Source organism: Bacillus sp. KNSH39 (genome assembly GCF_052656585.1).
In genome coordinates this window covers 1172077-1197513 of sequence record NZ_JBQXYO010000001.1, presented here as the reverse complement: position 1 = coordinate 1197513, position 25437 = coordinate 1172077, and the positions used below count along the sequence as shown (strand labels likewise).

Below are 25437 nucleotides of genomic sequence, written 5' to 3'. Positions count from 1 at the left end.
CACAAGAAAAATATAATTTCACTGCGGTGTATGCATAATTCACACATACATCGGTACAAGTTTGTCTCTTGTTATTCTTTTACATCAAAGCCCACATTCCACTACAAAGTATAACAAGAAGGAGACATGAACATGAATAATCGATTTTTAAAACAACTACAAAATATGAAAATGAACAAAAAAAGTTTAGGAGCTGTAGCATTAACAGCTGGAATTATTAGTACGACACTTATTCCTCAAAATGCTTATGCGCACGGTTTTGTTGAAAAGCCCGGTAGCCGATCCGCTTTATGTAGTTCAACTTATGGTGCGCTAAATGTAAACTGTGGAAGTGTTATGTATGAACCACAAAGTTTAGAAGCTCCAAAAGGTTTCCCACAAGGTGGTCCAGTAGATGGACAAATTGCTTCAGCAGGCGGAAAATTTGGTGGTATTTTAGATCAACAAACAGCAAATCGTTGGTTTAAAAATACAATCACTGGTGGGGAAAATACATTTACTTGGAAGTATACTGCGCCTCACTTAACGAGTAAGTGGCATTACTATATTACTAAAAAAGGATGGAATCCAAATAAAGCGCTAACAAGAGCAGATTTTGAACCAATTGGAACTGTACAACATGATGGTTCCGCAGCTTCAAATAATTTAACTCATAAAATCAATGTACCTACTGATCGTAGTGGATATCATGTGATTTTAGCAGTATGGGATGTAGCTGATACAGCAAATGCATTCTATAATGTAATTGATGTTAATCTTATTAATGATGTGAAACCAGACATAGAAGCGCCAAGTATTCCAAATGGACTTCAGACGCAAAAAGTAACAGCAAATAGTGTAGAACTAACATGGAACGCTTCTACGGATAATGTAGGGGTAAAAGGATATCAAATCTTCCGTAACGGAGAGATGATTGATACAGTAATAGGCACTCATTTTATTGATAAGAAATTACAACCAAGCACAGAATACTCTTATACTGTAAAAGCAATTGACGCAGCTGGCAATGTATCGAAGGAAAGTACAGCGCTTACAGTAAAAACGACAGTTGAGATTCTAGATACAGAAGCACCAACACAACCAAAAGGATTACATAGTATGGGAACGACAGCGTCAAGTGTGGATTTAATGTGGAGTCCATCTGACGATAATATTGGTGTAGACCATTACGATATTTATAGAGAAACAGAAGGATCAATGAAAAAGATTGCAACATCCAATACAACTTCTTATATGGATAAAAATCTGCTCGCTAATACTACTTATAAATATGTAGTAAAAGCTGTTGATGTAGCTGGAAATGAATCCGTACAGAGTGATATATTCACAATTACTACAAAAACCGAAAGCGCTTCATATGAAGCGTGGGATGCAAAAAAAGCATATAAAAAGGGAGATAGAGTTCTACACGAAGGAAAAGTATATGAAGCAGTCCAGAGTCATCAAGGAAATGGTGATCCGAACTGGATTTATGCATTATCATTATGGAAAACAGTGTAAGCTTTACCTAGATATGAACTAAGAGATGATGGGCTTTGATTTCAAAAGAGAATCTGGAGAATTCACTTTTCTATTTATAAAAAAGGGTAGTGTATGAATACATAAGATTCATATACTACCCTTTTTATTATGATAACATTTTCGTCATAAGTATATGCGGAATGCCATCTTCCATAAATATATCAGAAGAAGTTTCATAACCTAATTTTTTATAAAATCCTTCAGCTTGTGTTTGCCCGTGTAGTTTCACTTTTGTAGCTTGTTCGTTACGAGCAATTTCTTCTAACGTTTGAATGATGACTTTACCTAATCCGTATGTACGATAATCTTTTAAAATGCAAATACGTTCTAATTTTCCGACGCCATCAACAAATCGTATACGCCCTGTACCTACAGGAAGCTCATGATAATAAACTAAAATATGTTTACATTGCTCTCCGATTTCATCGAATGTATCGAATTCATCTGTAAGAGGAACACCTTGTTCTTTTACAAATACTTCTTTTCGAATATGAAAGGCAGTTTCTAAATCAGCAAGTTCTGTTATAAGTTTGGATTGCAAAATGTTCAGTCCTTTCTAGTGTAATCTGTTTGCGTTTTCCTAGTATATCATAATAAAGCACTATTAAGAGAAGAAGAACATACTAAAAAGCCAACTTTAAAAAGTTAGCTTTTATTACAATTTCTTTATCCCATTTTTAGTACCAATAATTGCTGTACTCGTCATACTTATAAACAACCCTGTTTCAACTACACCAGTAATCATTTTTAATTGGGTGTGTAAATGGACAGGATTAGAAATATGATTAGGGAATATACAATCGATAATCATGTTATTGTTATCGGTTATATAGGTTTCATTATTTTTCAAACGTAATGTTGTTTGACATCCTAAAGACTGAATTTTATTTTCGGTTTGTTTCCATGAAAAAGGGATGATTTCAATAGGTAATGGAAAAGTACCTAAATGTGTTACAAGTTTCGATTCATCAGCAATGATAATTAGTTCTTTAGAGGAAGAGGCAACGATTTTTTCACGAAGTAATGCACCGCCACCGCCTTTTATAAGTTGTAAATTTGAATCAATTTCATCCGCTCCATCAATTGTAAGATCAAGACTTTGTACGTCGTTTAACGAAATTAGGGGGATATTTAGTTGATGTGCTAATGCTTCAGTTTCCTTTGATGTCGGTACAGCTTGAAATGATAATCCTTCTTTTACACGCTCACCTAATTTTTGTATTGTCCAATATACAGTAGAACCTGTACCAAGCCCAATCTTCATGCCATCATTTACAAAGTTAGCGGCATATTCGCCAGCGAGCTGTTTTAAATTCATCGCTTTACTCCGCTGGACGCGGTCCAGCATCAAGACCTGAATTTTCAACTGTAAGTACCGGACGAACGACTATATCTTTATGTACACGCATTTGACAAGATAATCGTAAATGATCTTCAATCCCTTTTTCCGTCATTGCATGTTTCTCATTCGCACTCGCTTCACAGAAATCACCTGCTAGTATTTCTACTCTACAAGTTGTGCAACGTGCATTCCCGCCGCAACGATGAAGAATGTTGACACCGCTATCTTCAATTGCTAATACTAACTTTGTTCCTTCTTTTACATCAAAAGTTCCCGCACCTTCAATTGTTAATTTTGGCAAATTTGTTCCTCCTCACGTAAAATTGTACATAACATATTTATGACCGCGAATTATTGAACATAAACATTATTTTTTTATATCCCCGTAACTTTTTTTAATGTTGAATCGTTTATTAAGTAAGCGCTGAAAAGGAGTGGTTATTTTGTGCACAAAAGTAACTCATGTTTTAAAGAACCATATCGATATGAATCATTCAAATATAAACTTTTTAATTGAACAATATGGAGAGTTAAAAAGATACTGTACTTTTTTAACGAAAAACAAATGGGATGGGGAAGATCTCGCCCAAGAAACAGTGTGTAAAGTACTTCAAAAATATAGAAATAAAGATATTTGTATGACACTCGTCTATAAAATAGCAAGAAATCGTTGGTTAGACCAGATGAAATTAAAATCAGTTCATGAAAAAGTAAAGGAACAAATCACTTTTGAAGAACCACATGAGAACATTGCAGATTTGCATGAAATGGTAGGGAAAGTATTATCTTCATTAAATGTACAGCAATCCACGATTTTATTATTAAAGGATGTTTTTCAATATAGTATCGCTGATATTGCTAAAGTATGTTCCGTATCGGAAGGGGCAGTAAAAGCTTCTTTGTTTCGTAGTAGAAATAGGCTGAAAACTGTAAGTGAAGAAGGGATTGAGATAGTTGAATTCACAGATGATATGGAAGTTGTAGTAACGTCTATTCGAGAGGAGAGACCGGAATTATTAACGAAACTGCTTCCGACAATAGATTTTACTAAGTTACCATCTAAACAGCCAGTCTTATTATTTAATGCGAAAAAACCTTCTTCCTACAGTTGTATGCTTTTAGCAGCATAACAATTATTGGAGGGATATAAAATGAATGCAATTCCATATGTAGTGGAACAAACGAAATTAGGAGAACGTTCCTATGATATATATTCAAGGTTATTAAAAGATCGTATTATTATTATCGGTTCAGAAATAAATGATCAAGTAGCGAGTAGTGTCGTAGCTCAATTATTATTTTTAGAAGCAGAAGATGCAGAGAAAGATATATTTTTATACATTAATAGCCCCGGCGGATCAACGACAGCAGGTTTTGCAATATTAGATACAATGAATTTAATTAAACCTGATGTGCAAACGCTATGCATGGGCTTTGCAGCATCATTTGGTGCATTGTTATTATTATCAGGTGCAAAAGGAAAACGATTTGCACTCCCAAATAGTGAAATTATGATTCATCAGCCGCTTGGTGGTGCACAAGGGCAAGCAACAGAAATTGAAATAACAGCAAAAAGGATATTGAAGTTAAAGCATGATATTAATAAAATGATTGCAGAAAAAACAGGCCAACCGATTGAAAGAGTAGCACATGATACAGAAAGAGATTATTTTATGACTGCAGAAGAAGCGAAGGTATATGGGATTGTAGATGATGTTGTTACGAAAAAATAAGATGAAAAAGGCTAGAGGATATGTTAATTCTCTAGCCTTTTTATTAATCCTTTACCCATTCACCAACTAGCGCTTGATTGTTCTTAATCCATTTTCGTGCCGCTTCTTCGGGATCTTTCGTTTTATTTAACTCGACCATTAATGTACCAAGCTGCTCATCGTTCATTTTCCATTTATCAAAGTATTTTATGATATCCGGGTGATCTTTTTCGAAACCTTTACGAACGGAGTAATAAATGTCATCTTTTTCACCATATACTTTCTTAGGGTCTTTTAAATATTTTAAGTCAAATTCTGAAAAACCCCAATGCGGATTCCAAAGCGTAACAGCGATTGGTTTCTTTTTTGTATATGCTTTCTTTAGTTCACTCATCATCGCAGCTTCAGAAGATTGGACAAGTTTTAGTTTTATATCATATTCTTTCATTGCTTTATTCGTTAAATTCATAAGACTACTACCGGGTTCGATACCGACAATTTTATTATCTAGTTCATCTTTATGAGCATTTAAATCTTCGATACTGTTTATGTTTTTCATATAAGAAGGGACGACTAAACCTAGTCCAGTACCTTCGTACCATTTTGATTTTAAGACAATATCATCTTTATAACGATCGTTTAGCGGTTTATCTGTAACTGGTAGCCATACTTCTAAATTCGCATCAACATCGCCACGAGCGACACCAGTCCAAATTGCGGCTTTTTCTAAATACATGAGCTCAACTTTGTAGCCTTTTTCTTCTAATAAAACTTTCCACATGTTTGCAGTTGCAATATTTTCTTTCCAACTTGTTACACCAAGTTTAATTTTTCCTTTCGAATTTGCATTTGTTGCATTACATGAAGTGAAAATCATAGTAATAAATAATGCAAGGCATATAAACCAAATTTTCTTTCGCATCGAAAACCTCCTAAGTAACGTTTGCCTTATAAAATAAATGTATAAGTAAGCATTCTTATTATGAACGGAAACGAGAATTTTAAAGAAATCTTATGAATGTCATTTTTATGTAATATTTCTTTGTAAAATCGCAACACTATGTGAATAGATGGGTAGAAAAGGAGTAGTGACATGGATAATACAAAGGTGCGTGTTGAAAACGTAACAAAAGTATTCGGGAAACATCCGCAAAGAGCCCTTTCCTTATTAAAAGAAGGAAAAAGTAAATCGGAAATTTTAAAAGAGACAGGAATGAACGTTGGGGTGAAAAAAGCAACGTTTGAAGTTTACTCTGGAGAGATTTTCGTTATTATGGGTTTGTCTGGCAGCGGGAAATCTACGCTAGTTCGTATGTTAAATCAATTGATTAAACCAACTGCAGGTCATATATACATAGATGGTGAAGACATCGCAACGATGGGAAAAGAAGAGTTACGGAGAGTAAGAAGAACGAAAATGAGTATGGTATTTCAGAAATTTGCTCTATTTCCGCATCGTACAGTTATACAAAATGTTGCATATGGTTTAGAAATACAAGGAGTTCCGGTTGAAGAGCGAGAGAAAAAAGCGTTAGAATCGCTACAGTTAGTAGGACTCGATCATCATAAAGATAATTATCCAAGTCAACTTAGTGGTGGTATGCAGCAGCGCGTTGGAATCGCAAGGGCACTAACGAATAATCCAGATGTATTACTAATGGACGAGTCATTTAGTGCATTAGATCCACTTATTCGAAAAGAAATGCAAGATGAATTGTTAGAGTTACAAGATAAAATGGAAAAAACGATTATATTTATTACGCATGATTTAGATGAAGCGCTTCGAATTGGAGATCGTATTGCATTAATGAAAGATGGAGAAATCGTCCAAATTGGAACGCCAGAAGAAATTATGATGAGCCCCGCAAATGAATTTGTAGAAAAGTTTGTTGCGGACGTGAATTTAGGAAAAGTAATTACGGCTGAGTCTATTTTAAAACGACCAGAAACTTTATTAATTGATCGTGGACCTCGTGTGGCTCTTCAAATTATGAGGAATGCAGGCGTCTCAACTGTATATGTTGTAAACAAAAAGTATGAGTTTTTAGGTATATTAACTGCGGATGATGCGAGTAAAGCAGTACAAAAACAGTGGCCGATTGCTGATTTATTACTTAATGATATTCCGCATGTGTATTTGGATACTTTACTGGAAGAGACATATGCAAAAATGGCAGAGATGAAATATCCCTTACCAGTAATCGATGAGAAGAAAAGGCTAAGAGGAATTATTAAACGTGAAAGTGTCATTCAAGCTCTTGCAGGAAACATTGAGGAAGAGGTGAAAGACGATGAATAGTATACCACGTATTCCATTAGGGGAATGGGTCGACTCATTTGTTGCAAGTTTATATGAGCACTTTGAAGGCTTATTCCGAGGGTTCTCTTATATTATCGGCGGATTCGTTGATTTACTCACTAATTTTTTAACAATAATACCAGCCATATTGATGATTATCATCCTTTGTTTCCTTATTTGGTACACAACGAGAAAAGTATCTTTAGTCATTTTTACACTGATCGGGTTATTATTTATTTTAAATATTAACTACTGGGCACAAACGATGCAAACATTATCACTCGTACTTACTTCCGTTATTATTTCAATTATTGTCGGAATTCCAATTGGGATATTAGCATCTCAAAATGAGCGTTTCTCAAAATTTTTAAAACCAACGTTAGATTTTATGCAAACAATGCCGGCTTTCGTATATCTTATTCCCGCGATTACATTTTTCGGAGTAGGTGTAGTACCCGGGATTATTGCATCAGTAATCTTTGCAATGCCACCGACAATTCGTTTTACTGATTTAGGAATTAGACAAGTTCCAGAAGATTTAATTGAAGCAGCGAATGCATTTGGATCCACTGCATCACAAAAACTATTTAAAGTACAATTACCACTTGCAACCGGAACAATTATGGCTGGTGTGAACCAAAGCATTATGCTTTCGTTATCGATGGTTGTAACAGCATCACTTGTAGGAGCTCCAGGACTTGGAGTTGATGTATACCGCTCTGTAACACAAGTTAATATCGGAATGGGCTTTGAAGCTGGATTAGCTATCGTAGTAATCGCAATTATATTAGACCGTATTACACAAGGGTTCCATACGAAAAGAAAATAATGACCAAAAGACACACTTTTATAATACAAAGTGTGTTTTTTATTGCATCCAGATCACATACGAACGATAACAGAACCTCCAGCTGGTGCGCAAACTTGGTTTTGTTGTTGTTCCATTGATTTGATGAATTGATTATTTTCCTCGATTAATGAGATTAATTTAGTTAATTGATTTTCAAGACTTGCGATACATTGCATCATATATTGTGAATCATGATGCAATGTATTCCTTACAGGATGGGGGGAACGATTCCAATGAGGATGCATTTGAATCGTTCCCCCTTCAATAAATTACGGATCTTTCTTATAGTAAATGTCTATATATATTTAATGGTTACTTGAAATTTTTTCATTATAAAAGGAGTATGTACAGAAAATGGAAAATATTATATATGAAGTTAAAGTGCATTTTTTGAAAAGATTCAAGCGAGATAGTGCGTATATTAATACATTTAAGTGAATGCATGTTGTTTAGGGAGAAATGATGGGAGGAGATGCAATTTTGGCTAAAAATAAAAAAAGAAATGATGCTTTGGCAATAGGTGTCGGTATAGGGGTTGTAATTGGTGTATTTCAAGGGCACTTTACAAATAATTTAGTAATCGGAATTGTGATTGGGATTATAATTGGGATTGCGTTTTTGAAGAAATAATGAGGTGTAAATTCATTTCAAAAATTGCTGTATCAAAAGAATGAAAATTCGGAATACAAAACCTGTTTTTCCTTTTTTTGTGATATTATATATGAAAAGGAAGGTGATGGACATGTCAACAAACAATCAAGTAGAACAAAACTGCTTCATTTGCAAAAAGCATAAAGGAAATATTATAGTTCCAGGTGGAGCTATTTACGAAGATGAACTCGTTTACGTTGGACATGTCCACTGGGATAGTGAAGAAACATACCTGGGTTATGTAATGATAGATATAAAAAGGCATGTACCTGGCCTCGCTGAACTAACAGATGAAGAAGCGAAAGCGTTCGGACTTATAACAAGTAAAGTAAGTAAAGCGCTAAAAGCAAGTGAAGGTGCGGAACATATTTACACTTTTGTTTCAGGAAATGGTGTACCACATATGCATATGCACATCATACCGCGTTATGAAAATACACCAAAAGAGTTTTGGTCACCGACTGAAGTAGCGAAATGGAACGGTGCGCCTTATGGTGACGCAGGAAAAATCAAAAAACTATGCGAAAGATTACGAAAGTATATGGTGAGTGAATATGCATACAACAAATAATAGACAACATTCATGGGTTGGAAGTAGTGAAATGTGTTTAGACGAAGTTTCAGTAAAACAATATGGTGACATCGTGCTCGGTACATATGGTGGGAATATAAGTGCTGGAGCAAAAAAGAACGAAGATGGTGCGTTAGTTTGGTCAAATGGTGATTGGGAATTTGCAGCTATATTAGATGGACATAATAGTGCAGAAAGTGTTGATTTAGTAGTAAATACAATTCAAAAAGAATATGAAAATATAAAAGAAATGATAAATGAATCAATTGATCTAGTATTTCGATCTATTGAAAATCATATTCTTACTATCTTTCAATCTTCTTCATTTAAGGAAAAGTGCAAAAAAATTAAAGGTGAAACAGCTTGCTTACTATGTGTAAGGAAAGAAAATTATATATGGTGGATTTCTATTGGTGATTGTTTAGTGTATGTATTTCATGAAGAGTTACATAAGTTAGGGCAATATGCATTAAATCAACGTCATTTTTACGAATGGATTGGGAATGTAAACACATTCGATTTACCTGTTCCTTGTTATTCATCAGGTATTCGTGAATTACGTACTGGAAAGAACCGAATTGTGATGGTGACAGATGGGGTATTAGAATGCGGGGAGCGCCGATATGAAATACCTGTAAATTTGTATAATGCTATGAACAGAAATGATAAAACACTTAAAGAAAATATTCACAATGTTTTAGAACACGTGCATCATCAGTTGGGACGTGATAGTGCGACAATTATTAGTTGGGACGTAGAAAATAAAAGGAATGCCACGTATCCGAGTGATCAGCTGGAGAAAAGGTAAAGGAGGAGGCCTTTCTGTTTCTTTTGAAACTAATTGTCTTATTGTTATGGATTATAATTTTATTCTTTTTAGAAAAAATTGTGAGGAAGAAGTTAAATATACCGAGACAAACTGGATGGAATAGTAAATATGTCAGCCAATCACATAAATGGGGCAATGGATTATCATTATTTCTTATGTAGTACTTATGATGATAGGTTCAATTTTGAATCCAATATACATGACTTATATACCAATTTTCTTTTTTATGACGTTGTACATTTTTCAAGGATATATGCAGTGGAAATATGATAGGAAAGCAAAAGAATATATTATTTCGTTTGGAATTGTTCCGTTACTAATAATTACAGGTTTTATGTTGAATGTATTCTATAATACGTATTGGTGATGAATGGTCATACAAATAAAGGGTGAGAAAATGATAAGACCACGTTTACGGGCTGAAGTAATGATTGTAAACGACGAACATTCAAAAGTACTAGTGCAATGTGATGAGAATGAATCATTTTATCGTTTTCCAGGTGGCTCTATTGAATTTGGTGAAACGTCAAAAGAAGCAATAATTCGAGAGTTAATAGAAGAATACGATTTGAAAGTTGATGTTCAAGAGTTAGCAATTGTAAATGAACATATTTTTGAGTGGGGCAACGAAAATGGTCATCATTGTACATTGATACATTGGGGGACTGTTGAAAAAATCATTACAAATGAAATAAGACATAAAGAGCATGAGGATATTATATTAATTTGGAAAAGTCTAGAGGAATTACAGGAGAAGCCGACATATCCTGAAGGCATCATAAGTTATTTAGAAGGGGATAACCGTAATATAGTCCAATTTATTTCAAGTAATTAAATGAAATAATAGGAGGGGTTAAAATAGGAGCTTCTACTTTTTGGATTATAACTATTGTTTTTTGTATAGCTGTCTATTTTCTCGATAAGTTTTTAAGAAAAAAATTGAATATGCCCACGGGTGGTTTTTGGGGATATAAGAAACATGTAAATAGTTTACATAAAAAATTGGAAATAGGACTACTTTTTATTTATTTAATAACTTGCTTTATATTTATCTTTAAATTTGAGAGTGTTAATATCGCTTATGTCATTTTTACTTATTTAGGTGGGACGTTAATTTTAAGAGCATTGATGGAATGGAAGTATGATAAAGAATCCAAAGAATATATATTTTCGGTAATTGGGGTATTCACGTTTATTTTTATGACTTCGATACTATTTTACTTCTTTCCACCTGCTGTATAATAAAAATTTGATAGTACAAATAATGAAATAACTAATAAGCAAGAAACCATTTACTACTAAATGGTTTCTTGCTTATTTAAGCATTTATTTTAGTTAATATAGATGTAATGAAATTAGTTTTATCCTCTGCATACTTATGTTTATCAGTAGGATTAGCTTGTGAAAGTTGAATCTTTAACTGTTCATACTGCATGCGTGCAGTTTTATTGTCTATTAAGTAATCACGAAATTGTAATTGTTCTATTAAATATGTATTCCCTTGTTCATACATATGAATTTGATGAGTTCTTGGTTCACCTTTATTAAAATAGTATCTTTCGGGTAATACTTCCTTTCTATATTTATAGTTTAGTAGTTCTAACTTTTTAATACAATGTATACCGTCCGTATAATTTTCTAATTCAATTGCTATATCAATAATGGGCTTTGCACTTAAATATGGAATAGAAGTACTACCAATATGGTGTATCGCTAAAATATGTTCGCCAATTTGTTTCTCAATGAATTGTTTCTCTTTCATAAACTCAAATTCCCATTCCTCAGTCCACGGAACTAAAAATACTTTCCCGTACGGTAAACCTAGCATTTGTTTAGCACCTCTTTCAAAATGGTTTTCAATAAAGGTAATTATATTTTCTTAAAGCTTCTCAAAACAAGATATTCCCACAATCTCCAAGGAAGAATTTTTCTTGCTAAGATCATAAATTTTACACCTTTTCCAATTGGGTATCGTAATGTTGTGCGCTTAGCTTCAGCAATATCAACGACTTTTTTAGCAACATCTATTGGATTACCAAATGTATCACTGCCGCTATTAATATGTTTTTGTATTTTGTCCATATATTCTTTGTAAGGAGAAGTAGTATCAGATTGGTTTGTAGCTAGTTGTTTACCAACCTCCCATATATTTGTGTTGTAAGAACCAGGTTCAATTAAAGCGACATCTATTCCGAAAGGTTTTAATTCTAAGCGAAGCGATTCACTCCAGCCTTCTAATGCATATTTTGAAGATACATAAGGAGATAAACCAGGGAATCCAACTTGGCCGCTAATGCTGCTTATATTAATGATTTTTCCACTTCTTTGTTTTCTCATATATGGTAAAACAAGCTGGGTAATTGATATAGCTCCAAAAAGGTTCGTTTCAAATTGCTTTCGATATTCGTCTACTTGGATTTCTTCTACAAAGCCCCCATTTGCATATCCTGCATTATTTATAAGGAGATCTATTCTATTAATTTCTTTTAAAAATAATTGGAAATTATGTATAGAATTTTGATCTGTTACATCTAATTGTTGAACTTTTATATTGTGCTGTAAGTTAAGTTGAGTAACTTGGGATAGTAAGGTTCCTTGTTTTTCAAGGTTTCGCATTGTAGCGATAACTAAATAATCTTTTTTTGCGAGTTCGAGTGTAGTTAATAGTCCAAATCCACTTGAGGCTCCAGTAATTATTGCGATTTTTTTATTCATTTTTCGCCAGCTTTCTTTTTCTTTTATCATAACGAGTTATGATAAGAAAATCTATTATTCTTACATTTAGTATGAAATCAATTTGTATGTAAAAAAAGGGGATTATAGGGAATCAGCGTATATAGAGTAGTGTATATAATATGATAATGAAATGAGGGAAGAAAAATGGTCCATGTAAAAGCTGTATTAGCAGATCAGCTATTAGCGAATGCAAATGATCCCAGTTGGTATATGCCATTTTCAGATGCAGTTAAGGATTTATCTGAGAGGGAAGCTTTCTGGAAACCGAATGAAGAGAGTAATAGTATAGCTGAAATCGTACAACATTTACTGTATTGGAACTCTACGTGGCAAACTAGGTATAAAGAATCAAATGTGAATGCAGTACCCGCTATAGGAGATAATAACAAAAGTTTTATGCTCTCAGATAATCAAACTTTCGATGAATTACGGGAAAAACTACTAGAAAAACTGTTACAATGGCAAAATCTCATAAATGAAGAAAAGGTTGAAAGTGATGTAGTGGGATTTCCTGTTTCTGCAAAGTGGTGGGAAGTGTTAGCGAATGTAACAACTCATAATGCATATCATATTGGTCAAATTATTTACATCCGAAAATTACAGAAGAACTTTGATAATGAATAAAGTAACAATTCTCTTATTAAGGGAACAAAAGTGGACAAAACGAGACAAACGTCTCATTTTGTCCACTTTTTTATTGTTAAAAGATAGAGAAAACCTATTAAAACAAGGATTCGAAATTGGCACAATACTTGCAATATAAAAGACGAACAAGAAAATAGGAGGGCTGGACATGTTAAAAACAACTGAAAGTAAAGGGAATGAAATTACGAAAGAACAAGCTCGTTGGATGTACGAAAAAATGTTAGAAATTCGTAAGTTTGAAGATAAGGTGCATGAATTGTTCGCGCAAGGCGTTTTGCCAGGTTTCGTTCATTTATACGCAGGTGAAGAAGCGGTAGCAGTTGGTGTATGTGCCCACTTAACAGATAGTGACAGTATTACAAGTACACATAGAGGTCATGGACATTGTATCGCAAAAGGTTGTGATTTAAATGGTATGATGGCTGAACTTTTCGGGAAAGCGACAGGATTATGTAAAGGTAAAGGCGGTTCCATGCATATTGCCGATTTAGATAAAGGAATGCTTGGTGCGAATGGCATTGTAGGCGGGGGGTTCCCACTTGCTTGCGGTTCAGCATTAACAGCTAAATATAAAGGAACAAAAGATGTAAGTGTTTGCTTCTTCGGTGACGGAGCAAATAATGAAGGAACATTCCATGAAGGGGTTAATTTAGCGGCGATTTGGAAGTTACCAGTTATTTTTATTGCAGAAAATAACGGTTACGGTGAAGCAACTACATTTGAATATGCTTCAAGTTGTGATTCTATCGCTGATCGCGCAAAAGCTTATAATATTCCAGGTGTTCAAGTAGATGGAAAAGATCTTCTAGCTGTATATAAAGCTGCTGCAGAAGCAGTGGAACGTGCGCGTAATGGTGATGGTCCAACAATTATTGAATGTATGACATATCGTAATTATGGTCATTTCGAAGGTGAAGCACAAACATATAAAACATCAGAAGAAAAAGAAGAACATTTAAATGAAAAAGATGCAATTGTGAATTTCCGTAAGCATTTAATTCATGAAGGTTTATTAACAGAATCTGAACTTGTTGATATGGAAAAAGCAGTAGATGATGCAGTACAAAGATCCATTGAATTTAGTGAAAATAGTCCATACCCAGACGATGAAGAATTATTAAAAGATGTATACGTTTCTTACAAATAAGAGGAGGGTGAAAAATTATGACTAGAACAGTAAGTATGTCAACTGCAATTAATGAAGCGATGAAAATCTCAATGCGTCGTGATGAAAATGTAATTTTAATAGGTGAAGATGTTGCAGGCGGTGCACAAGTTGATCACCTGCAAGATGATGAAGCTTGGGGTGGTGTTCTTGGTGTTACGAAAGGACTTGTACAAGAGTTTGGCCGAAATCGTATATTGGATACACCAATTTCTGAAGCGGGTTATATGGGAGCTGCGATGGCAGCTGCTGCAACTGGGTTACGTCCGATAGCTGAGTTAATGTTTAATGATTTTATCGGTAGTTGTCTTGACCAAGTATTAAACCAAGGTGCGAAATTCCGTTATATGTTTGGAGGTAAAGCAAAAGTACCCGTTACAGTACGTACGATGCATGGCGCTGGTTTTAGTGCAGCAGCTCAACATTCACAAAGTTTGTACGCATTATTTACGAGCATACCAGGTATTAAAGTTGTTGTTCCTTCCACACCGTATGATGCAAAAGGCTTATTATTAGCGGCAATTGAAGATGATGATCCAGTAATCTTCTTTGAGGATAAAACACTTTACAATATGAAAGGTGAAGTGCCAGAAGGATACTATACAATTCCATTAGGAAAAGCAGATATTAAACGGGAAGGTTCTGATGTAACAATTGTCGCAATCGGAAAGCAAGTTCATACAGCGCTTGCAGCTGCAAAGCAATTATCGAAAAAGGGGCTTGAAGTAGAAGTAATTGATCCACGATCTTTATCACCACTTGATGAAGATACGATTTTATCATCTGTTGAAAAAACAAATCGTCTTATCGTCATTGACGAAGCGAATCCTAGATGTAGTATTGCAACAGATATTGCGGCAATTGTAGCGGATAAAGGTTTTGATTTGTTAGATGCACCTATTAAACGAATTACAGCACCACATACACCCGTTCCGTTCTCACCACCACTTGAAAAGTTGTATTTGCCAACACCAGAAAAAGTAATTGAAACTGTATCAGAAATGATCGGAGACCAATCTTTATTACATGTGTAATAAAACGATGAGAAGGGAGAGAGAGACATGGCTGTAGAAGTTGTAATGCCGAAGTTAGGTATGGCGATGAAAGAAGGTATTATTACGAGCTGGAATATTAAAGCAGGCGATAATGTAGCAAAAGGAGAACTAATTGCTAGTATTAATTCAGAAAAAATTGAAACGGAAATTGAAGCGCCAGCTGATGGTACGGTACTTGATATAGCTGTAAGTGAAGATGAAGGAGTGCCGCCTGGTACTGTAATTTGCTACATCGGTAAACCGAATGAAAAGGTAGAAATGCAGGAAAGCACACATGTTGTAGAAGAAAAAACATCTAATATAGAAGTACAAAATGTACAAAATCAAGAAGCAAATGGGAAAGAAGTATCGAAGCAAAGAATTAAAATTTCACCTGTAGCCAAGAAAATTGCAAAGTCTGAAAATCTGGATATCAAGGCATTAGTTGGTACAGGTCCTGGCGGAAGGATTACAAAGGCAGATGTATTAAAAGTACTTGAGGTAAGAGTAAACGTTCCGGAAATATCTGAACGAGAAGAAAGTAAAGCGATTCCTGTTACTGGTATGCGTAAAGCAATCGCAAATCGTATGCACGCAAGCTTACAAAATAGCGCACAATTAACGTTAACGATGAAAGTAGATGTAACAGATTTAGTTGCTTTACATAAAGAAATAGCGCAAGTTGTACAAAAAAGATATGATAATAAATTAACTATTACGGATTTCGTCTCGCATGCTGTTGTATTAGCACTTGGAGAGCATAAAGAAATGAACAGCGCTTATATAGATGATGCAATTCATCAATTTGAACATGTGCATTTAGGCATGGCAGTCGCATTAGAAAAAGGGTTAGTCGTTCCAGCTATTCGCTTTGCAAATAATTTATCTTTAGTAGAGTTGTCTAAAGAGATTAAGAATGTGGCACAAAAGGCGCGAGCAGGTAGCTTAAGTAGTGATGATATGCACGGAACGACATTTACAATTAGTAATTTAGGTAGCTTTGGTATTGAATATTTCACACCGGTATTAAATACACCTGAGACTGGCATTTTAGGTATTGGCGCAATTGAACATGTTCCTGTATATAAAGGGAAAAAATTTAAAAAAGGTAGTATGTTACCTTTAAGTTTAACATTCGATCATCGTGTACTAGACGGTGCACCAGCAGCTGCATTTTTACGCACAATTAAACATTATTTAGAAGAACCTATAACAATTCTTTTATAAAGAGAAGGTGAGAGAATGAGTAAACTAGTTGTAATTGGAGGCGGACCAGCTGGCTATGTAGCAGCAATTACCGCGGCTCAAAATGGCAAAGATGTCACTCTTATTGATGAAGCTGACCTTGGCGGAACATGTTTAAATGTTGGGTGTATGCCGACGAAATCACTGTTAGAAAGTGCTGAAGTACATGATATTGTGAGAAAAGCGAATGATTATGGAGTTACGCTTAATACAGGAAGTATATCAATTGATTGGGATCAAATACAGGCGAGAAAATCACAAATCGTAATGCAACTTGTCCAAGGAATACAATATTTAATGAAGAAAAATAAAATTAAAGTTGTAAAAGGAAAAGCGAAATTCGAAACGGATCATCGTGTGCGAGTTGTACAAGGAAATAAAGAAGAAGTAGTTGATGGAGAGAGCTTTATTATCGCATCTGGTTCCGAACCTACAGAATTACCATTCGCTCCGTTTGATGGAAAATGGATTTTAAATAGTAGCCATGCCATGTCTCTTGAGAGTGTACCATCTTCATTGTTAATCGTTGGTGGTGGTGTAATAGGATGCGAGTTTGCAAGCATTTATAGTAGACTTGGCACAAAAGTATCGATAGTTGAAATGGCACCGCAATTACTACCTGGTGAAGATGAAGATATCGCGAATACTTTAAGAGAGAAATTAGAAAAAGATGGGGTGAAAATTTTTACGGGAGCAGTTTTAAAAGGTTTAAATAACTATAAGAAGCAAGCTTCATTTGAATACGAGGGAATTACTCATGAAGTAACTCCAGAATTTGTTCTTGTTTCTGTAGGAAGAAAACCACGAGTGCAACAATTAGGATTAGAAAAGGCAGGGGTTCAGTTTTCAAATAAAGGGATTGCTGTGAATGAACATATGCAAACGAACGTATCGCATATTTACGCAGCTGGTGATGTGATTGGTGGAATTCAGCTTGCTCACGTTGCCTTCCATGAAGGAACGACAGCAGCATTACACGCAAGCGGAGAAGACGTGAAAGTAAATTATCACGCTGTGCCCCGTTGTATATACACAGCTCCAGAAATAGCTAGTGTCGGGTTAAGTGAAAAAGGTGCAAGAGAACAATATGGTGATATTCTCATCGGAGAATTTCCTTTTACAGCGAACGGAAAAGCTCTTATTTTAGGAGAACAAGTAGGGAAAGTAAAAGTCATTGTAGAACCTAAATACCAAGAAATTGTAGGGATTTCTATTATCGGTCCTCATGCAACTGAACTTATTGGTCAAGGAACCGTAATGATTCATACAGAAGTTACCGCTGATATAATGAGAGATTATATTGCAGCACACCCTACTTTATCAGAAGCAATTCATGAAGCGTTAATGCAAGCGGTAGGACATGCTGTACATGCTTAAATGGAAATATAATAAACCACTATTCTCTAAACAAATAAGAGAATAGTGGTTTGATTTTTTATTAATAGAATATCTTATTATTTTTTAATTTCAATCGCTGAAGTAATATCGTTCCAATCAGGAGCTAAATTAGCAGTTTTACCATACCAATCAGCGTGTTTAAATATAACACCTTTTCCATATCCTTGTGTTGAAGTGTGCTCCCAAAGTGTCGTTGAATAACTTGCAGAAGGTGAGGCTGTACTTACAGAAGAAATTCTGTCATTCCAGCTAGATGGTAAGTTTTTAAAGCCGCTGCTCCAGTAAATATATTGACCACCTTTATCTTTATGTTCGTAAAAATCAGTACTACCAGCACCGCTACCTAAAGGATTAATATTATTTTTAATTGCTTTTTTATCCTTTGCAATATACGCATCCAATGTTTCACGGCTAGTAAAACCATAAGCTAGCCAATCTCCATTTTCATTTTGCTCTGGTAATACCATAGTAATTTGGATATCTTTCTTATCCTGATCACTTAATTTTGCAAAGGAATTAACATTTTGTTCATCCACTTTTAAATAATCAAATGACTTAATTGTGTTACTTTTTTCTTCAGCACTTACCGCACCTAGTCCTCCAGTTAGTGCAAAACCCGCTACTAATGTCCCTGCTACTAATTTCTTCAACATATAACCATCCCTTTTTGTTTGAATTTTTGTACAGGTGAATCTTGTACAGCTAAAATGTATTCTAATTTCATACTTTTGTAAATATTCTGAAGTTTTAGAAATAATAGGCGGAATATTTACATTTTTACATTATTTCTTTAGAAAAAATGGTTATTGGAATGATATAATAAGTGGATGTATTGCTTTTACTGGATGTAAAGATATTTTAGGAGAGGTGTCATTGAAATATTTTACAAGAGAATGGTATAAAAAAATGCAAGTTTTAGAATTTGTAAGTTTTATAGAGTCTATAAAAGAATGGTCGGAAATGGATATACAAAGTTTAAAGGAAGAAATAGAGGAAAGGAAAATAGATTTATTAAAATTCCTTCCTGAATCGATATACTCAATTATACAAAACATAACAATTAATTCAGAATACCCATCAGGTGAACTGAAAAAACTTATGCAAGAGTGGACAACAGATTATGAGAAAAGAATGGCACAATTAGATCAATCATACGTAGAATATTTTAATTCCATTGAGAAAAAACTTCCGTCAAATGTCGCTCAGTTACACAAGACATCACTACACGATAGTGTAATTAAAGTAATAAAGAGAGAATCAGAAGATACTTTGTCTATCGTATTAGATTGCAGTGGTACTTTTAGTGAATTTGATAAACTTGAAGTAACCTTTATAGGAGTAACACAGTGTTCTATGCCGGAAAACTTTGAAAATGCTTGGTGGTTATATCATGAAATAGCTCTTACTGAAGATGGTTTTGAACTAGGCGTTTTATTTGACTGTCCATTTAGAGAAGTGACGATTTGCGCAGCAAATGTATTACTTGTGAAGAAATAATGTTGTATGGAGCATTACAAACGTTTGACATAATAAAAAAATAAAGTTATTGTAGATACATGAAGTCTACAATAGGGGCTGTACTATGAAATATTCTAAAGCTACAAATTATGCTCTTCATACAATACTTTTTCTGGCAAAGGCTACACCAAATAAGTTAGTTAGTGTTCACCAATTAGCAGAAATGCAAAATGTTTCACCAACGTACTTGTCTAAAATACTAACTAAGTTGACGAAGGAAGGGATGATACATTCATCATCTGGTCCAAAGGGCGGTTACTCGCTTAGTAAGAATTGGGAAGATATTTCATTTTTAGATATTATACATGCAATTGAAGGTAAAACATCATTGTTTGAATGTTGTTTACATGACAAACCGGGATGTTTAATTAATGAAGTAATGCTTGCAGCAGAAGAGAAAATGGAAGAAGAGTTACGAAATCAAAAAATCGTAGATCTTGCGAAAAAAATAAAAGTGGATTTTTAATCTGCTTTTATTTTTAAATTAATTAAGGATAAAAAGACTCTTTGATATCTTTAATTGTAGTTAGAAAATGATATGAAGAAGGAGAGAAGATGATGACTAAATTTTGGAATGATCGATATAAATCAGATGAATATTTTTACGGGGAAGAACCTAATACATTTATTAAAGAACAAGCATTTCGTTTAGCAAATCACAATAAAGTAATAGCTTTCGCGGAAGGAGAAGGTAGAAATGCTGTATTTCTAGCAAGACAAGGGAACGAAGTAACAGCTATTGATTATTCGGAAGATGGATTAGAGAAGACAAAAAAATTGGCAGAGAAGCATAACGTAAACGTGCATACAAAAAAAGTAGATTTATTAGCTGATAGTTTGCCAGAAAATGAATATGATGCAGCAATTATGGTATTTGGACATTTTCATGATGATTATAAAAAAATGATATTAGGTAAAATGATACAAACGATAAAGCCTGGTGGTTTAATTATGTTTGAAGTTTACTCAAAAAAACAAATAAACTATGGTACTGGTGGACCAAAAGATGTTGATATGCTGTATGATCCAATTGATATCCTTACTTGGTGTGAAGAACATAAGGTAATTCATTTCTTTAATGGCGAACAAGAGCGAATTGAAGGGAAAGGGCACACTGGTTTAGCTGATGTTATTCAAGTTGTTATTAGAAAATGAATATAAGTGTTAATGAAAGTTAAATGTATGAATGTAAAAGACCAGTCATGTAAGACTGGTCTTTCTATTTAGATACTAAATTATCAAGCTTCCAATATGTATCTGTTAACGGCGCTGCTTTGCTATCTATGTATAAATACATATTATTTAAATCTTTTGGTGAAGTTTTCAGTTTAAATACAACGTCAGTAGTTAAAGAGAATTTGTGTGGAACATTTTTATAGTGCTCGTCATCTATCGGATGAGCTTCACCTTCATATTTCTCACCAGTTTTTTCATCTTGTATGAAATATTTTATTTCCGAAAGATCAATAGTTTGTCCATCGTCTCGAACATTATTAATCATAACACGAGTAGTAAGGCGCCGCTCTTTGTCTATTTTTTCAAACTTTGCATTCTCAACTGTCGCTCTATAGTATTCGTTTTTAACTATTTCTCCATAGTGCATTGCATTCTTTTCGAGAGCGCTCTTTTCTTGTTTTGATGTAGTATTGCTATTACATCCTGTTAATATTCCAGTAAATAATAATGCTGTACATGTCGTTTTGATTAATGATTTCATAGTAATCCCTTTCTGTATTAAAAAGTAAAACATAGGAATAATTTTACATCAATAGGAAGGTAAATGGAAGTATTTTTGCGTAATATACAGATATACATTTATTTGGTTGTCAAGTTAACAGGATAGAAAGAGGGAGAAGACTGTATAAAACGGAATAAATAAGAATTGAAAATATTGTAAAACGGAAGAGGCATGCATATAATTAAAATAAAGTTTAAGTTTCTGAACCTTCAATAACGGTGGTGATAACATGTTTACTGAAGAACGTCGAGAGAAAATTTTAGAACTACTTAATACAGATGGAAGAGTAATAGCAAAGGATCTTGCGGAAAGATTTGATATGTCTATTGATTCTATAAGAAGAGATTTGTCTATTATGGAAAAGGATGGTTTATTAAAAAGAACGCACGGAGGTGCAATTGAACTTACGCGAGTGAGAAACTTAGCTGCGGAACCAACTAAACGTTATAGTGATAGCTCAATATATGAGGACACAATTGCAAGAGTTGCGGTATCTTATATACAAGAAGGTGATTCAATTTTTATTGGTGGGGCTTCCGTTCATAATGCGATGCTGAAATATTTACCGGAAGTATCATTTACGGTTATTACGAATTCTATAGAAATAGCTGGTTATCTACGAGAATATAAGAATATTGATACGTATTTAATTGGCGGAAAAGTAAAACCTTCAGGGAATATTACTGATACACTTGCCTCTGAATTGATAAGTAGATTTTCTATTGATTTGTATTTCTCTACAGGTGGAGGCATTTCATTACAAGGTATTAGTACCGCAACACCTGAAGTTGCTTATTTTAGTAAAAGAGTAAGTGAAATTGCTAGAAGAAATATTTGTTTAGTTCCGCATAATAAACTTGGAATAGATTGTTTTATAAGAGGAGAGTCTCTAAAAGAAATTGACATTATTATAACTGACGAAGAGGCTAGTAAAGAAACTGTTCAGGACTTTGAGAAACAAGGTAAACAAGTTGTAATAGCGCCATTATATTCATTTGAAAGGAGTTTGACATGATTGTAAAAGAGCAAGAGTTTCATATAAATGGATTAACTTATACAATTCGTTCTGCAGCTGAGAAAGATGCTGAGCAGTTATCGAAAATTAGAGTTCAGATTGATGGAGAAACTGAAAATATGGATAGAGATGCTGGAGAGGGATTTATAGATAATCTAGGATTTCAAAAAATAATAAAAACAGATAGTGAAGAGACGAAGAATCTCTTTTTAGTTGCAGAAGTGCACAATCGAATCGTTGGATTTTCAAGATGTGAAGGATCAAATTTTAAGAGATTATCTCATAAAGTGGAGTTTGGCGTTTGCATTTTAAAAGAGTTTTGGGGATATAGAATGGGGAAGAGCCTATTACAACAATCTATTAAATGGGCTGACGAAAATGCAGTAAATAAAATATCTTTACAAGTATTAGAGACAAACGAGAAAGCTATTCATCTTTATAAAAAATTAGGTTTTGAAGTAGAAGGCATTTTGAAAAATGACAAAAGACTATCGGATGGAAAGTATTATAATACGGTAGTGATGGGAAGGTTTACTGATACTTTTCATAAAAGAGGTGAAGAAGTATGTTTTACAGAAGGAAGTACTATGTAGTGAAAAATGAATTCATAGAAGTATTTAATGATCATTTTAATAACACGAACTTACCTAATCAGTTAAAGCATGGCTCTAGGCTAATAGGACGCTGGATGAAAGATAATAAGAATGGTACGTCTGAAGTATTTGCCATATGGGAATATGATAGTTATGAACAGTATAATGAAATAGAATCGAAAATTAGAAGTGACGAGAGGCATATTAAAGGAATACATGAATGGTATGAAAACCATGGCGGGAAAGAATATGTTTTACAGGAGTACATAGTAGAGATGAAAAATGAAGAGTTAGTATGTACTGTAAAGTAACAGAGGGGTGAGGGATAATAGAAATTAAAACAAAATTATATTTTAGTTTAGCATCCACTATTTTATTTGCAATAGCCGTGATTGTTTTCTTTATAAACGGCAATCCACAAAAGTGGTTTTGGTTATGTATTTTCTTTGCGTCCATTATACAAAATATAGTACTACTAAAAAAGAATAAAGAAGTGCATTAGGATATTCAAATTATTAACATATTTGTGTCGTCTTGCTAGTTATATTGAAAACGCTTTTATTCAGTTTTATAATAAAAGCATGTTTTATAAATCTCCAAAATAATTAAAAGGGAGATGATACAATGTTAGCTTCACCTTTTTACTTACATACATGGAAAAAGTTTATTGATGAAGGAGTCCTTGATTCGAACCGTATAAACGAAAGAATTTCAGAGTCATGGCATCGATGTAAACAAGCAAATGTGAATCCTCACATGAATAAAGGTCAGAAAATTTTGTCTTCTCATATTTTTCGAGAACAAAAGAAAAAGAGTGAAATTTTCCTTGATATAGCACTACCTCAAATACAAAATATGAGAAAAACCATTGATGAACTACAAATGATGGCATTATTAATCGATCCAGATGGTTACGTTCTATCGTTAAGTGGAAATAAACAAACGTTAAAGCGAGCGAAACATATTAATTTTATTGAAGGTGTAAAATGGACGGAAGCAGCTGTGGGGACAAACGCAATAGGAACAGCGCTAGAAATTGAAGAAGCTATTATGATAAGTGGTACTGAACATTACTCCGTGGCATCTCATAGCTGGAGTTGTGCGGCTGCTCCCATTCATAATGATGACGGGAAATTAATTGGTGTTCTAGATTTCTCCTGTCCAATTGAATTTTCGCATCCATATATGCTCGGTATGGTAACTTCAATTGCACATGCGATAGAACGTGAATGTAGCATAAGAGTTCATCAAAATGAATTACACTTAATCCATCGTTTTTTAGATGTCATTGATAGTGATGAACAAGTAGTTATTTGTAATCATCGTGATGTTATCATTTCTGCGAGTAAGAGCGTTCGGGAACGAGTAACTAATTGGTCAAGAATGAAACTTGAAGATTTAGTGCACCATGGATTGGAAACTAAATTAGAGATACCGGTATATAGTAATGAAAGAATGATCGGGAAATGTATGTATTTAAAGGAAAACAAACAAATGAATACATATTCTGCTTTCACATTTATAAAAGGAATTACTTTTCCAGGAGTTACCGGGACAAGTAAAGCATTTCAACACACACTAGAAGAAATTAAGCTTGTTTCACCGACTGATGCTAGTGTGTATGTATGTGGTGAGACAGGAGTAGGAAAGGAATATGTCGCGAGAGCGATTCATGAAAATAGTCCAAGAAAAGATGGACCCTTTATAGCTGTTAACTGCGGTTCTTTGCCTAAAGAATTAATGGAAAGTGAATTGTTCGGTTATGCTGAAGGTGCGTTTACAGGTGCGCGACGTCAAGGATATAAAGGGAAATTTGAACAAGCGAATGGAGGAACATTATTTTTAGATGAAATTGGTGAAGTACCACCAGAGATGCAAGTAGCATTATTGCGTGTTTTACAAGAACGTACAATAACTCCAATAGGAAGTTCAAAAGAGGTACCAGTAAATATTCGTATTATTACTGCCACACATAAAGATTTACTACGGTTAGTAGAAGAAGGGAAATTCCGTCAAGATTTATATTATCGTTTGCACGTTTATCCGTTATATGTTCCATCGTTAATAGAAAGAAAAGAGGATATCCCATATTTTATACAACACTTTTGCGAACAGAAGAATTGGAATGTTGTATTTCCGAAGAGTATTTGCAATCAATTTTTACAACATACATGGCCCGGAAATATTCGAGAACTAGTAAATGCATTAGAACGCATTTACATTTTGTCGCAAGGACGGGAAATATGCGAAAAACAAGTCGCTCTTTTGATACAAACAATGATGGGAAATCAACAACAACTTGAGTTACAAGTTGAAAATAAAACCGAACATACATTGAATTTTCGCGAAAAAATACAGCGTGATAGCATGATTGAAGCATTACAAAAGACAAACGGAAATGTTTCATTAGCTGCAAAACTATTAGATGTACCCCGTAGTACATTTTATAAACGAATGCAAAAATATAAGTTATAAAGTAGATTTTTGTAATCTACTTTTTCTTTGTGGGCTCATGTTCTGTCGGAATGTGCGCTTACCGGGGAAATAATAGAACAGTTAGAAATTAATTTCCGAA

32 protein-coding genes and 1 pseudogene are annotated in these 25437 nt (G+C 34.1%); 24 read left to right on the top strand and 9 right to left on the bottom strand.

All coding sequences use genetic code 11. From position 1 onward, the window contains the following. Positions 1-132 precede the first annotated feature (132 nt). Positions 133-1500 (top strand): lytic polysaccharide monooxygenase, encoded by a 1368-nt coding sequence (locus tag ACUL40_RS05965; RefSeq protein ID WP_445422878.1) that lies wholly within the window; start codon positions 133-135, stop codon positions 1498-1500. A gap of 127 nt (positions 1501-1627) precedes the next feature. Here the strand turns inward: ACUL40_RS05965 and ACUL40_RS05960 are convergent, their stop codons facing one another. From ACUL40_RS05960 to ACUL40_RS05950, 3 genes are all read right to left on the bottom strand, one after another. Continuing rightward, positions 1628-2062, bottom strand: coding sequence for a GNAT family N-acetyltransferase (locus ACUL40_RS05960; RefSeq protein WP_065212632.1), 435 nt, complete (start codon positions 2060-2062; stop codon positions 1628-1630). Positions 2063-2176: 114 nt separating this feature from the next. Beyond that, positions 2177-2839: a ribose 5-phosphate isomerase A gene (gene rpiA / locus ACUL40_RS05955; RefSeq protein ID WP_079004353.1), complete on the bottom strand. Its 663-nt coding sequence runs from the start codon at positions 2837-2839 to the stop codon at positions 2177-2179. Positions 2840-2843: 4 nt separating this feature from the next. After that, positions 2844-3164, bottom strand: coding sequence for a 2Fe-2S iron-sulfur cluster-binding protein (locus ACUL40_RS05950; RefSeq protein ID WP_001125388.1), 321 nt, complete (start codon positions 3162-3164; stop codon positions 2844-2846). Between the two features lie 142 nt (positions 3165-3306). Between ACUL40_RS05950 and ACUL40_RS05945 the strand changes: the two genes are divergently transcribed. Together ACUL40_RS05945 and clpP are read left to right on the top strand one after the other, a co-directional pair. Then, entirely contained in the window at positions 3307-3993 is a 687-nt protein-coding gene (locus ACUL40_RS05945) for an RNA polymerase subunit sigma-70 (protein ID WP_000337513.1), read from the top strand. A gap of 21 nt (positions 3994-4014) precedes the next feature. After that, positions 4015-4596 carry an ATP-dependent Clp endopeptidase proteolytic subunit ClpP gene (gene clpP, locus ACUL40_RS05940; protein ID WP_000991613.1) on the top strand — a complete coding sequence of 194 codons (582 nt, stop codon included), beginning with the start codon at positions 4015-4017 and terminating at the stop codon, positions 4594-4596. A gap of 43 nt (positions 4597-4639) precedes the next feature. Here the strand turns inward: clpP and ACUL40_RS05935 are convergent, their stop codons facing one another. Beyond that, positions 4640-5497 carry a glycine betaine ABC transporter substrate-binding protein gene (locus tag ACUL40_RS05935; protein WP_074047874.1) on the bottom strand — a complete coding sequence of 286 codons (858 nt, stop codon included), beginning with the start codon at positions 5495-5497 and terminating at the stop codon, positions 4640-4642. 171 nt (positions 5498-5668) lie between these two features. On the opposite strand from ACUL40_RS05935, the gene ACUL40_RS05930 reads away from it, so the two are divergent. Together ACUL40_RS05930 and ACUL40_RS05925 are read left to right on the top strand one after the other, a co-directional pair. Next, complete coding sequence (locus ACUL40_RS05930; protein WP_000370606.1) at positions 5669-6874, top strand: quaternary amine ABC transporter ATP-binding protein; 1206 nt, start codon at positions 5669-5671, stop codon at positions 6872-6874. Beyond that, the gene (locus tag ACUL40_RS05925) at positions 6867-7703 is read left to right on the top strand and encodes an ABC transporter permease (RefSeq protein ID WP_001084765.1); all 837 of its coding nucleotides are present in this window, start codon (positions 6867-6869) and stop codon (positions 7701-7703) included. Before ACUL40_RS05930 ends, ACUL40_RS05925 begins: the two co-directional genes overlap by 8 nt. A 53-nt stretch (positions 7704-7756) precedes the next feature. Here ACUL40_RS05925 and ACUL40_RS05920 read toward each other — a convergent pair whose 3' ends face one another. Beyond that, complete coding sequence (locus ACUL40_RS05920) at positions 7757-7969, bottom strand: hypothetical protein (RefSeq protein WP_065382618.1); 213 nt, start codon at positions 7967-7969, stop codon at positions 7757-7759. A gap of 217 nt (positions 7970-8186) precedes the next feature. On the opposite strand from ACUL40_RS05920, the gene ACUL40_RS05915 reads away from it, so the two are divergent. From ACUL40_RS05915 to ACUL40_RS05890, 6 genes and pseudogenes are all read left to right on the top strand, one after another. Continuing rightward, a complete protein-coding gene (locus tag ACUL40_RS05915) occupies positions 8187-8354 on the top strand; it encodes a hypothetical protein (RefSeq protein ID WP_000508401.1) in 168 nt (55 codons plus the stop codon). A 91-nt stretch (positions 8355-8445) separates the two neighbouring features. Beyond that, positions 8446-8946 carry an HIT family protein gene (locus ACUL40_RS05910; protein WP_445422877.1) on the top strand — a complete coding sequence of 167 codons (501 nt, stop codon included), beginning with the start codon at positions 8446-8448 and terminating at the stop codon, positions 8944-8946. Then, the gene (locus ACUL40_RS05905) at positions 8930-9754 is read left to right on the top strand and encodes a PP2C family serine/threonine-protein phosphatase (RefSeq protein ID WP_322367907.1); all 825 of its coding nucleotides are present in this window, start codon (positions 8930-8932) and stop codon (positions 9752-9754) included. The genes ACUL40_RS05910 and ACUL40_RS05905 overlap by 17 nt, the downstream gene beginning before the upstream one ends. 23 nt (positions 9755-9777) lie before the next feature. Then, positions 9778-10142, top strand: a pseudogene (locus ACUL40_RS05900) (DUF4181 domain-containing protein). Between the two features lie 30 nt (positions 10143-10172). Continuing rightward, positions 10173-10610, top strand: coding sequence for an NUDIX domain-containing protein (locus ACUL40_RS05895; RefSeq protein ID WP_000620919.1), 438 nt, complete (start codon positions 10173-10175; stop codon positions 10608-10610). 23 nt (positions 10611-10633) lie between these two features. Next, positions 10634-11017 (top strand): DUF4181 domain-containing protein, encoded by a 384-nt coding sequence (locus tag ACUL40_RS05890; RefSeq protein WP_322367974.1) that lies wholly within the window; start codon positions 10634-10636, stop codon positions 11015-11017. Between the two features lie 76 nt (positions 11018-11093). Here ACUL40_RS05890 and ACUL40_RS05885 read toward each other — a convergent pair whose 3' ends face one another. Together ACUL40_RS05885 and ACUL40_RS05880 are read right to left on the bottom strand one after the other, a co-directional pair. Then, positions 11094-11603: a GrpB family protein gene (locus tag ACUL40_RS05885; protein WP_445422876.1), complete on the bottom strand. Its 510-nt coding sequence runs from the start codon at positions 11601-11603 to the stop codon at positions 11094-11096. A gap of 41 nt (positions 11604-11644) precedes the next feature. After that, positions 11645-12490: an oxidoreductase gene (locus tag ACUL40_RS05880; protein ID WP_445422875.1), complete on the bottom strand. Its 846-nt coding sequence runs from the start codon at positions 12488-12490 to the stop codon at positions 11645-11647. 165 nt (positions 12491-12655) lie between these two features. Between ACUL40_RS05880 and ACUL40_RS05875 the strand changes: the two genes are divergently transcribed. The 6 genes from ACUL40_RS05875 to lpdA are packed head-to-tail and all read left to right on the top strand — an operon-like array spanning position 12656 to position 17977. Further along, the gene (locus ACUL40_RS05875; RefSeq protein ID WP_060852067.1) at positions 12656-13135 is read left to right on the top strand and encodes a DinB family protein; all 480 of its coding nucleotides are present in this window, start codon (positions 12656-12658) and stop codon (positions 13133-13135) included. Next, positions 13128-13274 carry a hypothetical protein gene (locus ACUL40_RS05870; RefSeq protein ID WP_162900592.1) on the top strand — a complete coding sequence of 49 codons (147 nt, stop codon included), beginning with the start codon at positions 13128-13130 and terminating at the stop codon, positions 13272-13274. Before ACUL40_RS05875 ends, ACUL40_RS05870 begins: the two co-directional genes overlap by 8 nt. Before the next feature lie 30 nt (positions 13275-13304). Continuing rightward, entirely contained in the window at positions 13305-14303 is a 999-nt protein-coding gene (acoA, locus tag ACUL40_RS05865; RefSeq protein ID WP_000921275.1) for an acetoin:2,6-dichlorophenolindophenol oxidoreductase subunit alpha, read from the top strand. Between the two features lie 17 nt (positions 14304-14320). Next, positions 14321-15355 (top strand): acetoin:2,6-dichlorophenolindophenol oxidoreductase subunit beta, encoded by a 1035-nt coding sequence (gene acoB / locus ACUL40_RS05860; protein WP_000198898.1) that lies wholly within the window; start codon positions 14321-14323, stop codon positions 15353-15355. Between the two features lie 27 nt (positions 15356-15382). After that, complete coding sequence (locus ACUL40_RS05855; protein WP_445422874.1) at positions 15383-16582, top strand: dihydrolipoamide acetyltransferase family protein; 1200 nt, start codon at positions 15383-15385, stop codon at positions 16580-16582. Positions 16583-16597: 15 nt separating this feature from the next. Then, positions 16598-17977, top strand: coding sequence for a dihydrolipoyl dehydrogenase (lpdA, locus tag ACUL40_RS05850; RefSeq protein ID WP_322367910.1), 1380 nt, complete (start codon positions 16598-16600; stop codon positions 17975-17977). Positions 17978-18054: 77 nt separating this feature from the next. Here the strand turns inward: lpdA and ACUL40_RS05845 are convergent, their stop codons facing one another. Further along, positions 18055-18651 carry a hypothetical protein gene (locus ACUL40_RS05845; protein ID WP_000914433.1) on the bottom strand — a complete coding sequence of 199 codons (597 nt, stop codon included), beginning with the start codon at positions 18649-18651 and terminating at the stop codon, positions 18055-18057. A gap of 220 nt (positions 18652-18871) precedes the next feature. Here ACUL40_RS05845 and ACUL40_RS05840 point away from each other — a divergent pair, with 220 nt between their 5' ends. The 3 genes from ACUL40_RS05840 (at position 18872) to ACUL40_RS05830 (ending at position 20671) form a co-directional block, all read left to right on the top strand. Then, positions 18872-19495, top strand: coding sequence for a DUF4085 domain-containing protein (locus ACUL40_RS05840; RefSeq protein ID WP_445422873.1), 624 nt, complete (start codon positions 18872-18874; stop codon positions 19493-19495). Between the two features lie 85 nt (positions 19496-19580). After that, on the top strand, positions 19581-19982 hold the full coding sequence (locus ACUL40_RS05835) for an Rrf2 family transcriptional regulator (protein ID WP_000877642.1): 402 nt from the start codon (positions 19581-19583) through the stop codon (positions 19980-19982). An 89-nt stretch (positions 19983-20071) separates the two neighbouring features. Continuing rightward, a complete protein-coding gene (locus tag ACUL40_RS05830; protein WP_002041261.1) occupies positions 20072-20671 on the top strand; it encodes a class I SAM-dependent methyltransferase in 600 nt (199 codons plus the stop codon). Between the two features lie 64 nt (positions 20672-20735). On the opposite strand, the gene ACUL40_RS05825 is transcribed toward ACUL40_RS05830, so the two are convergent. Further along, positions 20736-21233 (bottom strand): hypothetical protein, encoded by a 498-nt coding sequence (locus ACUL40_RS05825; RefSeq protein ID WP_445422872.1) that lies wholly within the window; start codon positions 21231-21233, stop codon positions 20736-20738. 250 nt (positions 21234-21483) lie between these two features. Here ACUL40_RS05825 and ACUL40_RS05820 point away from each other — a divergent pair, with 250 nt between their 5' ends. The 4 genes from ACUL40_RS05820 (at position 21484) to ACUL40_RS05805 (ending at position 25337) form a co-directional block, all read left to right on the top strand. Continuing rightward, on the top strand, positions 21484-22269 hold the full coding sequence (locus ACUL40_RS05820; RefSeq protein WP_060852075.1) for a DeoR/GlpR family DNA-binding transcription regulator: 786 nt from the start codon (positions 21484-21486) through the stop codon (positions 22267-22269). After that, positions 22266-22862 (top strand): GNAT family N-acetyltransferase, encoded by a 597-nt coding sequence (locus tag ACUL40_RS05815; RefSeq protein WP_048656499.1) that lies wholly within the window; start codon positions 22266-22268, stop codon positions 22860-22862. Before ACUL40_RS05820 ends, ACUL40_RS05815 begins: the two co-directional genes overlap by 4 nt. After that, positions 22835-23173: an NIPSNAP family protein gene (locus ACUL40_RS05810; RefSeq protein WP_000499992.1), complete on the top strand. Its 339-nt coding sequence runs from the start codon at positions 22835-22837 to the stop codon at positions 23171-23173. Before ACUL40_RS05815 ends, ACUL40_RS05810 begins: the two co-directional genes overlap by 28 nt. Positions 23174-23486: 313 nt before the next feature. Continuing rightward, a complete protein-coding gene (locus ACUL40_RS05805) occupies positions 23487-25337 on the top strand; it encodes a sigma-54-dependent Fis family transcriptional regulator (protein WP_322369296.1) in 1851 nt (616 codons plus the stop codon). The last annotated feature ends 100 nt before the right edge of the window (positions 25338-25437 follow it).

Bases quoted from the DNA above. Each gene is read 5' to 3' on its own strand.
- ACUL40_RS05965 (WP_445422878.1), top strand. From the start codon at position 133: ATGAATAATCGATTTTTAAAACAACTACAAAATATGAAAATGAACAAA.
- rpiA (WP_079004353.1), bottom strand. From the start codon at position 2,839: ATGAATTTAAAACAGCTCGCTGGCGAATATGCCGCTAACTTTGTAAAT.
- clpP (WP_000991613.1), top strand. From the start codon at position 4,015: ATGAATGCAATTCCATATGTAGTGGAACAAACGAAATTAGGAGAACGT.
- ACUL40_RS05935 (WP_074047874.1), bottom strand. From the start codon at position 5,497: ATGCGAAAGAAAATTTGGTTTATATGCCTTGCATTATTTATTACTATG.
- ACUL40_RS05930 (WP_000370606.1), top strand. From the start codon at position 5,669: ATGGATAATACAAAGGTGCGTGTTGAAAACGTAACAAAAGTATTCGGG.
- ACUL40_RS05925 (WP_001084765.1), top strand. From the start codon at position 6,867: ATGAATAGTATACCACGTATTCCATTAGGGGAATGGGTCGACTCATTT.
- ACUL40_RS05920 (WP_065382618.1), bottom strand. From the start codon at position 7,969: ATGCATCCTCATTGGAATCGTTCCCCCCATCCTGTAAGGAATACATTG.
- ACUL40_RS05915 (WP_000508401.1), top strand. From the start codon at position 8,187: ATGGGAGGAGATGCAATTTTGGCTAAAAATAAAAAAAGAAATGATGCT.
- ACUL40_RS05910 (WP_445422877.1), top strand. From the start codon at position 8,446: ATGAAAAGGAAGGTGATGGACATGTCAACAAACAATCAAGTAGAACAA.
- ACUL40_RS05905 (WP_322367907.1), top strand. From the start codon at position 8,930: ATGCATACAACAAATAATAGACAACATTCATGGGTTGGAAGTAGTGAA.
- ACUL40_RS05895 (WP_000620919.1), top strand. From the start codon at position 10,173: ATGATAAGACCACGTTTACGGGCTGAAGTAATGATTGTAAACGACGAA.
- ACUL40_RS05885 (WP_445422876.1), bottom strand. From the start codon at position 11,603: ATGCTAGGTTTACCGTACGGGAAAGTATTTTTAGTTCCGTGGACTGAG.
- ACUL40_RS05880 (WP_445422875.1), bottom strand. From the start codon at position 12,490: ATGAATAAAAAAATCGCAATAATTACTGGAGCCTCAAGTGGATTTGGA.
- ACUL40_RS05875 (WP_060852067.1), top strand. From the start codon at position 12,656: ATGGTCCATGTAAAAGCTGTATTAGCAGATCAGCTATTAGCGAATGCA.
- ACUL40_RS05870 (WP_162900592.1), top strand. From the start codon at position 13,128: ATGAATAAAGTAACAATTCTCTTATTAAGGGAACAAAAGTGGACAAAA.
- acoA (WP_000921275.1), top strand. From the start codon at position 13,305: ATGTTAAAAACAACTGAAAGTAAAGGGAATGAAATTACGAAAGAACAA.
- acoB (WP_000198898.1), top strand. From the start codon at position 14,321: ATGACTAGAACAGTAAGTATGTCAACTGCAATTAATGAAGCGATGAAA.
- ACUL40_RS05855 (WP_445422874.1), top strand. From the start codon at position 15,383: ATGGCTGTAGAAGTTGTAATGCCGAAGTTAGGTATGGCGATGAAAGAA.
- lpdA (WP_322367910.1), top strand. From the start codon at position 16,598: ATGAGTAAACTAGTTGTAATTGGAGGCGGACCAGCTGGCTATGTAGCA.
- ACUL40_RS05845 (WP_000914433.1), bottom strand. From the start codon at position 18,651: ATGTTGAAGAAATTAGTAGCAGGGACATTAGTAGCGGGTTTTGCACTA.
- ACUL40_RS05835 (WP_000877642.1), top strand. From the start codon at position 19,581: ATGAAATATTCTAAAGCTACAAATTATGCTCTTCATACAATACTTTTT.
- ACUL40_RS05830 (WP_002041261.1), top strand. From the start codon at position 20,072: ATGATGACTAAATTTTGGAATGATCGATATAAATCAGATGAATATTTT.
- ACUL40_RS05825 (WP_445422872.1), bottom strand. From the start codon at position 21,233: ATGAAATCATTAATCAAAACGACATGTACAGCATTATTATTTACTGGA.
- ACUL40_RS05820 (WP_060852075.1), top strand. From the start codon at position 21,484: ATGTTTACTGAAGAACGTCGAGAGAAAATTTTAGAACTACTTAATACA.
- ACUL40_RS05815 (WP_048656499.1), top strand. From the start codon at position 22,266: ATGATTGTAAAAGAGCAAGAGTTTCATATAAATGGATTAACTTATACA.
- ACUL40_RS05810 (WP_000499992.1), top strand. From the start codon at position 22,835: ATGTTTTACAGAAGGAAGTACTATGTAGTGAAAAATGAATTCATAGAA.
- ACUL40_RS05805 (WP_322369296.1), top strand. From the start codon at position 23,487: ATGTTAGCTTCACCTTTTTACTTACATACATGGAAAAAGTTTATTGAT.